The sequence below is a fragment of the Flavobacterium sp. Sd200 genome (assembly GCF_009826935.1).
In the GTDB taxonomy this organism is placed as follows: domain Bacteria; phylum Bacteroidota; class Bacteroidia; order Flavobacteriales; family Flavobacteriaceae; genus Flavobacterium.
Window position 1 is genome coordinate 1,041,065 of sequence record NZ_WUMN01000001.1, and the last position, 13,075, is coordinate 1,054,139.

Annotated in this window: 11 protein-coding genes; 7 read left to right on the forward strand and 4 right to left on the reverse strand. The window is 37.0% G+C overall.

Annotation, left to right across the window (positions count from 1 at the left end):
* Positions 1-140: 140 nt before the first annotated feature.
* The 3 genes from GR160_RS04770 (at position 141) to GR160_RS04780 (ending at position 2,232) form a co-directional block, all read left to right on the forward strand.
* Positions 141-668 (forward strand): hypothetical protein, encoded by a 528-nt coding sequence (locus GR160_RS04770; RefSeq protein WP_160748678.1) that lies wholly within the window; start codon positions 141-143, stop codon positions 666-668.
* Positions 669-772: 104 nt separating this feature from the next.
* Positions 773-1,591: a helix-turn-helix transcriptional regulator gene (locus GR160_RS04775; protein WP_160748679.1), complete on the forward strand. Its 819-nt coding sequence runs from the start codon at positions 773-775 to the stop codon at positions 1,589-1,591.
* A gap of 227 nt (positions 1,592-1,818) precedes the next feature.
* Positions 1,819-2,232, forward strand: a complete 414-nt coding sequence (locus GR160_RS04780) for an NAD(P)H-dependent oxidoreductase (RefSeq protein ID WP_370519198.1) — start codon at positions 1,819-1,821, stop codon at positions 2,230-2,232.
* Positions 2,233-2,529: 297 nt separating this feature from the next.
* Here GR160_RS04780 and GR160_RS04785 read toward each other — a convergent pair whose 3' ends face one another.
* From GR160_RS04785 to GR160_RS04800, 4 genes are all read right to left on the reverse strand, one after another.
* Positions 2,530-5,082 carry a TonB-dependent receptor gene (locus GR160_RS04785; protein WP_160748680.1) on the reverse strand — a complete coding sequence of 851 codons (2,553 nt, stop codon included), beginning with the start codon at positions 5,080-5,082 and terminating at the stop codon, positions 2,530-2,532.
* 296 nt (positions 5,083-5,378) lie between these two features.
* A complete protein-coding gene (locus tag GR160_RS04790; protein ID WP_160748681.1) occupies positions 5,379-7,472 on the reverse strand; it encodes a thioredoxin family protein in 2,094 nt (697 codons plus the stop codon).
* A 2-nt stretch (positions 7,473-7,474) separates the two neighbouring features.
* On the reverse strand, positions 7,475-8,782 hold the full coding sequence (gene tilS, locus GR160_RS04795; protein WP_160748682.1) for a tRNA lysidine(34) synthetase TilS: 1,308 nt from the start codon (positions 8,780-8,782) through the stop codon (positions 7,475-7,477).
* A gap of 18 nt (positions 8,783-8,800) precedes the next feature.
* The gene (locus tag GR160_RS04800; RefSeq protein ID WP_160748683.1) at positions 8,801-10,099 is read right to left on the reverse strand and encodes an anthranilate synthase component I family protein; all 1,299 of its coding nucleotides are present in this window, start codon (positions 10,097-10,099) and stop codon (positions 8,801-8,803) included.
* Positions 10,100-10,296: 197 nt separating this feature from the next.
* Here GR160_RS04800 and GR160_RS04805 point away from each other — a divergent pair, with 197 nt between their 5' ends.
* The 4 genes from GR160_RS04805 (at position 10,297) to GR160_RS04820 (ending at position 13,057) form a co-directional block, all read left to right on the forward strand.
* Entirely contained in the window at positions 10,297-11,247 is a 951-nt protein-coding gene (locus GR160_RS04805) for an isopenicillin N synthase family oxygenase (protein ID WP_160748684.1), read from the forward strand.
* A gap of 66 nt (positions 11,248-11,313) precedes the next feature.
* On the forward strand, positions 11,314-11,688 hold the full coding sequence (locus tag GR160_RS04810; RefSeq protein ID WP_160748685.1) for a GxxExxY protein: 375 nt from the start codon (positions 11,314-11,316) through the stop codon (positions 11,686-11,688).
* A gap of 51 nt (positions 11,689-11,739) precedes the next feature.
* Entirely contained in the window at positions 11,740-12,090 is a 351-nt protein-coding gene (locus GR160_RS04815; RefSeq protein ID WP_160748686.1) for a translation initiation factor, read from the forward strand.
* A 97-nt stretch (positions 12,091-12,187) separates the two neighbouring features.
* On the forward strand, positions 12,188-13,057 hold the full coding sequence (locus tag GR160_RS04820) for a nucleoside phosphorylase (protein WP_160748687.1): 870 nt from the start codon (positions 12,188-12,190) through the stop codon (positions 13,055-13,057).
* The last annotated feature ends 18 nt before the right edge of the window (positions 13,058-13,075 follow it).

Below are 13,075 nucleotides of genomic sequence, written 5' to 3' on the forward strand. Positions count from 1 at the left end.
TAATTATTTTTGACGGGAATTTTTGCCAAAATATTTACCGGAAACAGCACGGTTAAAAAAGTTATTTCGCTATTTTCGCTTTTTCACAATTAAAATAAACACGGCAGCGTTATAATGCCGTAAAACATTAACCGTAACGTATGGAACTACAGGATTTTCTGCAAGTTGTTTTTGCTGTTATACCCGCTGTAATTGTGGGTTTTGTGGCTTATTCTTTTTTTAAAATGCACACCGATAATGAGGAAGGCCGCCGCCGATATATTATACATAAAGAAGCACAGCGAGCTGCATTGCCACTAAGACTACAGGCTTATGAAAGGCTTGCCTTATTTTTAGAACGCATAGACCCGGGCAAACTGCTGATTCGCCTTAGTCCTCAGGGCAGCAACAAACATGACTATGAAGACTATGTTATAAGCCAGATAGAACAGGAATATGAACACAACCTGACTCAGCAAATATATGTATCTGCAGAATGCTGGAATATTATTACTACCGCCAAGAATGCTACTATACAAACCATTCGTAAAACAAATATGAGCGAGCGTGTAGATTCTGCCAATAAATTCAGGGAAGTGATGCTAACCGACCTTTTTGAAAAGCAAAGCCCAAGCAGCATTGCCCTTGCCCATTTAAAAAATGAAGTATCAGGGCTTTGGACAGACTAATTATTATTTCAATTCTACTGAAAATTACTATATAAGGCATCTTTAGGGATGCTTTTTTTATAGGTTATTTTTTATATTTATCATAATTATTTTGCGAATTGCAGATGACAAAGCACAACGAAGAATATGAAAGCTTAAGAATAGATGTACCTCCCTCGTATAGGGAAATTTTTTCTCATTTTTATTTTGCCGAAAATAATACGGATACCACATTCAGAAAAACATTCCTGCCATCATATCAAACTATTTTAGTTTTGAGTTTTGGCAATAATGTTTTACTACATTCTCAAAATACACATATAGAAATAGCTGAGTGTGTTATTTTAAGAACAATTAAAAAAGCTTTTGATTATTCTCTTCCTCCTAATTCTAAAATTTTGGTTGTCAATTTTAAAAATGATGCTTTCTATCGTTTTTTTGGACATGCATTAATCTCACAAAATTCGACCATAGAGCCTGATAAGCTTTTAAGAGAAAATTGTTTTACTTTACTTCGTAAAAAACTCAATGAAATTGAAAGAGTAGATATGCAGATAAACTATATTCTTGAGTTCTGCAAGCCCTATTTAAAAGAACGCAATTGTATTGCAGAACAATTATCTAATTTTGAAGAAAGTTCTTTAGACCCTATAAAGACAATCGCCGAATCTAATGATCAAACCCAGCGAAATATTCAAATTTATCAAAAAACATATTTTGGCTACTCTAATAAAGAAATTAATAGATATAAGCGTTTTTTAAAAGCAATTGAACTCATAGATAATACAGTTATAAAAAAGAAAAAAGTAGATTGGTTTACAATTATTAATTATTGCGGCTATTATGACCAAAGCCAACTGATTAGAGATTTTAAACACTATATAAATCTAAGCCCTTTAAAGTACATAAAATTCCAGCAGGATATTTGCAATTCTAAAAACTGACTTTCGTTTTCATACAATTTTAGCTGCTTTTATCATTCTATTTTTGAAATGTTAATTTTAAAGAAGCAGAAAATGAATTATTTAATTATTTACGCCCATCCAAACCCACAAAGTTTAAATGGGTATTTAAAAACTACTATTGCAGAATATCTTAAGCAAAATATACACAATGTAAAAATCCGGGACTATATCAACTCGGCTTTGATCCGGTTCTTTCACTTGAAGATATGGCTGGGCAGAGAAAACTTGAAGTTGCAAGTGATGTGAAGCTGGAACAGGAACTTATTACATGGGCAGAGTGTATAATATTTATATATCCCATTTGGTGGACCGGTCTGCCAGCTATTTTAAAAGGGTATATAGATCGTGTTTTCAGTTATGGTTTTGCATACAGATATGATCAGGGGATTCAGAAAGGGTTGCTAATCGGCAAAAAGGCTATTGTTATAAATACGCATGGAAAATCTCATGCAGAATATAAAGAATCAGGAATTGATAAAGCTTTATCGCTAACGTCTGATAATGGTATCTACAATTATTGTGGTTTTGATTTAAAAAGACATTTCTTTTTTGAGAAGGCAGACCGAACAAATATTAAAAATATTGAAGCATGGATTGAGCAGATAAAAGAAATACTCTAAATTAAAAAAAGAATTAAAAATGGAAACGAAAGAAAAAACTTCATTCGACAAATCATCTTATAATCCTATAATGTTTAAAGGATATAAAATCGTAAAGAAACTTTTCAAATTCAGTACTTATATTCTAATAATACATTTTGCCTATACATGTTTTATGGTTTGAAAATAAAAACTTAGAATTCATCAACAGTACGATATATGCCTTTATCAAAACAAAAGGCAGGAATTATAAAACTCCTGCCTTTAAACTCACAAACAATAAAATCTAAACAAACGAACGAACTAACAATATATTTATTAAATAGAAAATCGTAGTGTAACCCCATAGGTGCGCTGGTCTCCAAGCACACCTGCATAATGGCCGGCGTTGCCTGCACCCGGTAGCAATTGCTCATAATAGTCTTTATCAAAAATATTACGGCCCCACAGGAATACTGTAAACTTATCGGCCACTCTAAAGCCAAGCCTTGCATTTACTAACGAATAGCCTTCAACTACCAGGTATTTTGACGGTGTAGGGTTAGACGAAAACTCTGACCTGTGGTAACTGTCTACCGCAAGGAAAAACTCTCCTGTCCTGCTTAAAAATTTACCCGGTTGAGCCACTTCTCCACCCAATGATCCTGCCCATTTTGAAATTCCCGGCAAACGGCTGCCAGAAATATCTTTAAAGTTTGCACTCCCTGTTTCTTCTAACGGCACCGGAGCATTTCTAAATGTTTTGTAAATACCGTCGGTATAAGCTACTGCTCCATAAAACTTTAAATTATGGGTTACGCTTATGTTTCCGTCAAGCTCCACTCCCCTAACCCTAACTTTTTCGGCATTAGAAAGGTAACCACGGTTTACAGATAGGTCGGCGGCCTGAACCTGGGTTTGATAATCTTTAATATCAGTATTGTACACCACAAGATTTAGTGTAGAGTTTTTAAACGGAATTGTTTTTACACCAACCTCATAATGTGTTACCCTTTCAGGCTTAATTACCGCAAGTTCGGTCATTGGTTGTCCGCCTGAGTTTGGCAATCCGCCAAGGTTAAGACCAACGGGTTTAAACCCGGTCGAAAAAGTTGCAAAAGTATTTATTTTAGCCGACGGCTTATAAGCAGCCGTTAACTGACCTGAAAAATTAGTATCGTCTATTTCTTTCTGGAATGCCTGATTGCTGTACACCGCATTTTTTAGTGCAATTAATGCAGGATCATCTGTTTGCAACCCTCCATAGGTTTCCCTTCTAAAGTTTACTTCTTTTTTGTCATAGTTTAGGCGTATGCCCGGTAAGACAGAGAATTTATCGGTAACAGCATAATCTAACTGGCCAAAAACCGCAGCACTTAATGTTTTTAAAAACGGATAGGTTTTAATGCCATAGCCATCCAGCAACCCGGGTGTTTGCCATAGTGTGCTGGTACTGTTTTGAGAAAAACGCCATTGATCACGACCGGCTTCTTCTGTATGTGCCCCGTCAGGTCGCAGATCCTGATCAATTAAAAATACTCCAAATACACCGCTAAGGCTTTCGCTTAAAGCACCCGCCCAACGAATTTCCTGGCTCCATTGTTTGTGCTTTGATGGTGCTTCAGATAATGCAAGTCCCTGTAATCCTGTAAAATCGCGGTCGTTAGAAGGATTCCAGTCCCAAAACCTCCATGCAGTCGTTGATGTTAAAGTTCCGGAACCAATTTTGTAGTTAATGGTTGCCGATGCACCACCCAAATCCTGATAAGAACGCCACGGAGTATCCTGATCTATAATGCGGTCGAAAGCATTTGTAGACGGTAACGAGTAGTTAAGATCGGCAATAATTTGGTTAAATTGGCTATAAGCAGCGCGCTGTGTGGGTGCAACTCCTGCAATAACCTGAGCATAACCATCAGGTCGCTGACGCGAATAATCTACGGCAAACAATATATCAAACTCATTAGACGGTTTAAACAATAACTGTCCGCGAAGACCAAGATTATTAAGGTCGTTTACGCGCTTTTTTGTTGCTACATTATATAAAAGCCCGTCGCGTTGCGTTCCTGAAAATGAGAAACGTGCAGCCAGGTTTTTTGCTACCTGACCTGTAAATGAAGCCTTAGCCTGTACAAAACCATAGTTGCCATAGCTGCTCTCTACATTGGCACCAAAATTAAACTCGGGTTTACGGGTAGTAATATTAAAAGCACCTGCTGTAGTGTTCTTTCCAAATAATGTTCCCTGTGGGCCACGCAATACTTCTATCTGTTCTATATCAATAAAGTCGAGGGTTGTAGCGGCAGGACGGGCATAATACACACCATCTACATAAAAGCCTACACCGGGATCTATACCATCGTTAGTAAGCCCGAAAGTTGTACCAAGGCCGCGAATGCTTAATCCCGTATTTCTTGGATTCGAAGAATATAATTGTACCGATGGCACGAGCTCTTTCAAACGGTTTACATTGAATGCACCTGCATCTTCGGCAAGTTTCCCACCTATTACAGATATAGGAATTGGCACCTGCTGCGCATTTTCCTTTCTGCGCCTTGAAGTTATCATTACTTCAGAGAGCTGTTTGTTATCAAAATCTGCCAAAAGCACAATCTCTAATGGCTGTGCAGGTAGCTCGCTTACAGTTAGTTCCTGCGTTTTAAAACCTGATGCTGCCACCTGTAATGTTACAGGAAAACTTTGAAGGCCTGTTATACTAAAACTACCATCGGTAGCGGCAATTATAACTGTAGTGCTGCCTTTAATGCTTACTACAGCTTTTGGTATGGCAATGCCGTCTATGTCTTTTATTGTTCCATTAATATCAGTCTGTGCGTAAGCACCTGTGCCTGTAATAAGTGCAATTGATAATACTTGTAAATATTTATTCATTTTTAAGAGAATGTTGTTGCCCTGATTTATCAATAGGCCTGTTGTTATTTATCGTTTAAAACTTTTTTGCTTTTGATAAAAACAACAGTAAGGTCTCTTAAAGAGTCGGTATTGTATCATTGGTGAGTGTTTTATTGCCGCAAATATATAATAAAAAACTATTATCCTATAGATTTAGTAGGGTAATAAAATATTTTTTAAATCGGTAAAAATAACAACCTGATAATCAATATGAATTGAAATAAAAAACGGTGTATCTTTAAAGGACACACCGTTTTGCTATAGTTTAGTAAGGTTTATTTTTTAAAATTTGTTACTCCACCCTGAAGCCATATAAGATATTCTTCAACATCGGGGGTGTAGCCTACAGGTTCATTAAGGTTTTCTTCAGCACCGTTTACTAAAACATAATATGGCTGCGAATTGGTTTTGTATTTAGATATTTGAAAATCGCTCCATTTATTGCCAATTGTTTTCACAAACTTGCCTGTCGCTTTAGATTCATATTGTTCGCTTTCAGGAAGATCTATTTTCGAGTCAACATATAAAGAAACCAATACAACATCATTTTTAAGTATAGACAATACACGCTCTTCACTCCAAACTTTTTCCTCCATTTTTCGGCAGTTAACACAGGCGTGTCCTGTAAAATCAATCAACAATGGTTTGCCTTGTTGTTTAGCGTAAGCAAGTGCTTTATTGTAATCTTCAAAGGCAGCAATTCCATGAGGGCCGCTATGTGCACTTTCCGGCAAAGCTACAGCTACTGATGCAACGCCGCCGCCTGAACCAAAACCATTAGGACTCTCGCTATAGGTTTGTGATGGAGGAAAGCCACTTATAAGTTTTAGAGGTGCTCCCCACAAACCGGGAATCAGGTAAACTGTAAAACTTAATATCAAAAGCCCTAAAAGCAGCCTGCCTACCGATATGTAGCCACCCGGTGTATCGTGTGGCAGTGTTATTTTTCCAAACATATATAAAGCCAATGCTCCAAAAACAGCTATCCATATAGCAAGAAATGTTTCTCTTTCCAACCAATGAAGCTGTAATACAAGATCGGCATTACTTAAAAATTTAAAAGCAAGAGCCAGTTCTAAGAAACCAAGAAAAACTTTTACAGTATTAAGCCATCCTCCTGATTTTGGAAGGCTGTTCATCCATCCCGGGAACATAGCGAAAAGCATGAATGGCAAAGCTAAAGCCAACGAAAAACCAAACATACCAACCACTGGGGCTATACCTCCTTTAGAAGCAGCTTCTACCAACAATGTACCTACTATTGGGCCTGTACATGAAAAAGAAACTATTGCCAATGCAAGTGCCATGAACAGGATGCCTACTATACCGCCCCTATCGGCCTGACGGTCTACTTTATTTGCCCACGAATTAGGCAGCATGATTTCGAAAGCCCCAAGGAAAGAACAGGCGAAAACAACAAGCAATACAAAGAAAACAAGGTTAAATAATACATTGGTAGATAATGCATTAAGCGAGTCGGCACCAAAAATACCGGTTACCAAAGACCCCAGAAGCACATAGATAACTATTATCGATATACCATAAATAATGGCGTTGCGCACTCCGGCAGCTTTAGACTTGCTTTGTTTAGTAAAAAAACTAACCGTCATTGGTATCATAGGAAATACACAAGGTGTTAGCAATGCAGCAAAACCAGATAAAAATGCAATAAAGAAAATAGCAAATAAACCTTTCTCTGTTTCTGCTTCTTTCTTTGTTGTCGATTTAGTTGTCGTTACTTCCTGTTTTTTCTCATTAGAAGATAGTATTACAGTTGTATCTGCTGACACCGTTTGGGTAGTAACTATTGTAGTATCAACAGTAGTTTTCGTTTCTTTATTGGCATCTGTGGCAGTAACGGTTGTTGTTAAAGGTGCAGCTACAGGTACTATCTTATCAAACTTCTTAACCTCTTTAGAAGTGAGAGTTTTAATATTGAATTCAAACAAATTGCTGCCCTGTATACAAACCTCTTTACAAACCTGATAAGCCAATTCGACCTGAACAACTTCATTGGCCGGATTGGTAATCTTAATGGTTTGCCTAAGCTGGGCATTATGACTCCAAAACGTTTCTGTAACTCCAAAAACATCATTAAAAGCTTTTTCGGTTTTGCTTTCAGCAGCTTTGCCTACCGGAGTATAATTGCCTTTACTGTTGTTAAACAGCACTTCCATAGGCAGGGCACCGTTTTCGTCGCTAAACTGAGAATACATATGCCACTCGTTCTCTATAGTGGCGTTAAATACAAGTATAAATTCGGTAGCTGATTTCTTTTCTATTTTAGATGTCCACTTTACAGGATCTTTTACCTGAGCCTGAAGGGCTATTGCAATTAAAAAAAAGAATACCGTTGTAAGTTTTTTCATTTCTATAAAACTTCTATTTTTAAAATTTGTGTTGTTTTTTCGGTTGCTTTAAATCGGTTATCGGCACGTTTTCCTATCACCCATATTACCTGATTTTCAGAGCATAAAAGCCATATATTTTCCTTGTCACTCAAAGACATCTTCTCATCTTTAAAGTACTTAGAAAGCTTCTTTTTTTGGCCATTCATGCCCAAAGGGTAAAAATAATCACCATCCTGCCATTTTCGTATGTTTAATGGATATTTTATTAATTCATTATTAACAAAAATTACATTTTTTGTGGCATTTTCTAATTTCTCTGCTATTATAAATTTTATAGGCAAAGGTACACTTACTTTTTCCTGCCCTTTACTTATCTCATAAACAATACTATTATCCTGAGACAATGGCTCTAAGATCAGCACATTCCTATCTTTTAAAAGCCTGTAATTGGCCGATAAAATGTACTTGCCCGATTGAGCATCTGCTAAAGCATAAATATCATCCCAGGCAGCAAACCCAAAAGGCGACAACCATTGATATAAATAGGCTGTATAATTAGGCAGGCGTTTTAATTGCTCTATATTAAAATGCTTTTGATTATGCTCTTCTGTAACTACCTGTTTGTAAACCAGAACAGCCGCATCCTGAACAAGCGACTGTGCCTGCTGCAGGTTTGTAAGTGTTTGCAAAAAAGATGCCGCAAAAGACGGGTTAAGTTCTTTTAATATCGGCACTACATCATGCCTTATTTTATTACGTAAATATTTATTCGAAGCATTACTGCTGTCTTCCCGCCATTGTATGTTGTTTTGTATAGCATAAGCCTCAACATTACTTCGTGTAAAATGCAGTAATGGCCTTACAATCCTGTCGTTTATTTGTGGTATTCCTGTTAATCCTTCAAGGCCGGTGCCACGTGTAAAATTGATAAGAAATGTCTCAGCAGAATCATCCAAATGATGTGCTGTAAGCAGGTAGTCAAGTTGGTTTTGATCTAACAGTTCATTAAACCAGGCATAGCGTAGCTGCCTTGCTGCAATTTGAATAGATACTTTAGTATCATCAGCAAAAGCTTTTGTATCAAAGTGAGTTACAAATATTTTTATATTATTTCCGGTGGCATAATCCCTGATGAACTGTTCGTCGCCATCACTCTCCTCTGCCCTAAGCCCAAAGTTGCAATGCGCAATATGAATATCATAACCAAGTTCCTTAAACACATGTGCCAAAACCATGCTGTCTATACCACCGCTAACGGCAAGCAGAAGTTTTTTTCCTGCAAGGAAGTGTAATTTTTTATTTAAGTGGTCTTTTAATTCGAAAAGCATTCCCAAAGGTAAGAATTTTTACGACAGATTATTCTCCAGTACTGTACGCATGGCATGAGCCTTCAGCAAACACTCTTCATACTCTTTTTCAGGTATTGCCTCAGCCGTTATAGCACTGCCCACCGAGAACGAAACATATCTGTTAGCCTCATTATACAAAATACTGCGGATTACCACATTAAAATCAAAGTTGCCATCCGGAGTAAAATAGCCAACTGCTCCGCTATAAAGTCCACGCTTGGTTTCCTCTAACTCTTCTATAATTTTCATGGCCGATATTTTTGGAGCACCGGTCATACTCCCCATCGGGAAAGTCGTTTTGATAATATCAACAGGAGAGAACTCAGGGATAGCTTCGGAAATTACGGTAGAAATTAAATGATGTACCTGCTTAAATGCATAGGCTCCGCAAAGTTCTTCAACCCTTACTGATGCTTTTTTAGCAGTATGGGAAAGGTCGTTGCGCACCAAATCTACGATCATAATGTTCTCAGAACGTTCCTTTTCGTTGTTAAGCAATTCATTTTTAATTGTTTCATCTTCAACGGCATTATCACTACGCCTTGCCGTTCCTTTAATAGGCTGTGTGATTACTGTATTTCCCTCCTTTTTCAAATAACGCTCAGGCGACGCACACAAAAGGTACTGTTTATAGTTTTTAAAATAAACTGCAAAAGGCGGTTCTGAAATATTGTTAAGCTTTGTAAAAGTATTAAGAGGATTGATAAAAGCATCTTCAGCATAAAATTCCATACAAAAATTGGCCTCATAAATATCGCCCCTGTAAATGTATTCTAACATTTTTTGGGCTTTATTGAGGTAGTCTTCTTTAGAAATTCTGCTCTTTATAGGGAATTGAGAACTTAGATTTGGAAAGTCAGAATTTAAGTTCATAATTTCCTCTATATCCAAATCGATCTCGTCGTCGCACATTGCAAGATATTTTATCTCAACGACATCATCTTTGATCAGAAATATTTTTTTTGGCTGAAAAAAGAAAAGATCAGGAAACCCTAAATCATCATGGTTATCAGAGCGCAAAGCCTCTGTATCATTTTTAAGATCATAAGAAAGATATCCGAATATCCAGTCTTTTGTAGTTTGCTGATATGTATTGAAATCGTCAAAGGCATTACTGTAATCGGTTTGTATAGATGTCAAAGCATCAACAGCTAAAATTGCATCATAACTGCTGTATTTTTGATGGTAATTATTGCTGTCTAAAAAAACTACTTCTCTAAACTGTTGTGCCCATTGCAACAACTGCTTTTTAAAAACATCTATATTTTGTACTGCCGGAAAAACTGAAGTTCTCAATCAATCTATTTTTGATAGCACAAAAATAACACATTAAATTAAGAGATTAAAAAATTGTAGATATCCTGATATCACCACATAAGTAGCAACATAATGTACTGTTAATAACTTAGCAATGCCTATCTTAAAAAATATGCTTAGCTTTGTATTAACAAGGCTTTAAGCCAAATTAAGTTATTAACAATTAAACTAATTGTATGCAAAACATTCCCAGCGTGGATCTGCGTGATTTCCTTTCGGGTAACCCGGAACGCAAGCAAAAATTTGTAAATGAAATCGGAAAAGCATATGAAGAAATAGGCTTTGTGGCACTTAAAGGTCATTTTCTTGACGACAATCTTGTAGAGGGCCTTTATGCTGAAGTCAGGAACTTTTTTAACCTTCCTGTAGAAGTTAAAGAACAGTACGAAATTCCGGGCATTGGCGGTCAGCGAGGTTATGTATCGTTTGGAAAAGAACATGCAAAAGGCCGCAAAGAAGGCGATCTTAAAGAGTTTTGGCACTTTGGCCAGTATCTTGAGGAAGGTTCTAAATATCTTAGCGAATATCCTGAGAATGTAGAAGTAAAAGAATTGCCTGAGTTTAATAAAGTGGGCGAAGAAGCCTACAAAATGCTTGAAAAAACCGGAATATATGTTTTGCGTGCGCTGGCATTATATCTAGGGCTTGACGAGTTTTATTTTGATAAATATGTGGCAGAAGGCAACAGCATATTGCGCCCTATACACTACCCTCCTATAACCACCGAGCCTGATAATGCAGTGCGTGCCGCTGCGCATGGCGATATAAACCTTATAACGTTGCTTATGGGAGCACAAGGCAAAGGATTGCAGGTTCAAAACCATAATGGCGAATGGATAGATGCCATTGCTGAGCCGGACGAACTGGTTATTAATGTAGGCGACATGCTAAGCCGCCATACCAACAATAAATTAAAATCTACTATACATCAGGTTGTTAACCCTCCAAGAGAGCTTTGGGGAACGTCCCGCTATTCTATTCCGTTCTTTATGCATCCCGTTAGCGAAATGAAACTGGACTGTCTTGACAACTGTATTGATACCGAACATCCTAAACTTTATGATGATATTACTGCGGGAGAGTTTTTGTATGAAAGGCTGGTTGATTTGGGATTGATTAAAAAGTAAAAGATATGGAACGCGGATACCGCAGATTAGGCGGATTTTTGCAGATTTTCAATAAATATTACTGTAATGCTTTATAAAGAATTGACATCTGAGATATTAAAAGCTTTTTACGATGTTTACAATGAACTTGGTTATGGATTTTTGGAAAGGGTATATCAAAATGCTATGTTCTACGAGTTAAAATCAAGAGGACTTGAAGTTGAGGCACAACGAAAAATTACAGTTTACTACAAAGATTTACCTGTAGGAGATTATTTTGCTGATATAATTGTAAATGATGTTGTAATACTTGAACTAAAAGCGTGTGATTACTTAACTGAAGAGTTTGAACATCAAATCATAAATTATCTTAGAAGCACTGATTGTGAAGTCGGTCTTTTATTAAACTTTGGTAAAAAGCCTGAGTTTATCAGAAAAGTTTTTGAAAATAAGAATAAATAAAATCCGCGAAAATCCGCCTAATCTGCGGTATCCGCGTTCCACCACAAAAATATGGCAAAAAAAGTAAACAGTCTTGAAGACCTTGGCGGATTTGTATTTTCCACCAATAAAGATTTTGACCTTAGCAGTAATGATGAGGCACAGGAAACCCTGCCTAATAACCAACAAAAACTGGAAGCTCATCTTGACAAAAAAAACCGTGGTGGCAAAGTAGCTACAGTTATAAAAGGTTTTGAAGGAACAGATGATGATCTAAAAATTCTCGCCAAACAGCTTAAAACGCTTTGTGGTGTGGGTGGGTCGGCTAAAGATGGAGAGATAATTATACAGGGCAACTTTAGGGATAAGGTAATGGATTACCTAACTAAAGAAGGCTATAAAGTAAAGCGTGTGGGAGGGTAAAACTTTGCAAATATTTAGCATAGAAGGCATTTGCACAACGCAAATGCTTTCTTTATTTTAGCAATAATATTTTTTAAAGAAACACATAATATTCCCCATGGAAATTAAACAGTCTGAACTGATATTAAACCCTGATGGCAGCGTTTACCACCTTAACCTTAAACCCGAAAATATTGCCCACGATATTATTTTTGTTGGAGACCAGGATCGCGTGGAAAAAATTACCGCACATTTTGATAGTATAGAATTTACTACCCAAAAACGTGAGTTTAAAACCCAGACAGGCATTTATAAAGGTAAAAGATTAACAGTACAGTCTACTGGCATTGGCCCGGACAACATTGATATTGTTATTAACGAACTGGACGCTCTTGTTAATATAGACCTAAAAACAAGGCAACCTAAAAAAGAGTTTACATCGCTTAATATTGTGCGAATTGGCACATCAGGATCTTTACAGGCCGATATACCCGTAGACAGTTTTGTAATGTCGCAATACGGACTTGGTCTTGACAACATGCTTCGCTCCTATCTTATAGAGGAAGTATCTGAATATGCAATGGAAGAAGCTTTTTTAAACCACACCAAATGGGATATACGCAAAGGAAAACCTTATGTTATAAAATGCAGCGAAAAGCTTGAGAAACTTATTGAAACCGATTATATTCACAAAGGTATAACAGCTACTGCCGGAGGGTTTTACGGGCCTCAGGGACGTGTATTAAGATTAGCAATACAGGATGCCGAATTAAACAACAAAATGGATATTTTTAACTTTAACGGCAAGCGCATTACCAATCTTGAAATGGAAACTGCCGCTATTTATGGCCTTTGTGCTCTGCTTGGACACAATGCATTATCCCTTAATGCCATTATAGCCAACCGCGCTACAGGCACTTTTAGTGATGATCCGTATGCTGCAGTAAACAAGCTTATTGAATATACTCTTGATAAACTTGTGAAATAATATTTCAAAAAAACGCAA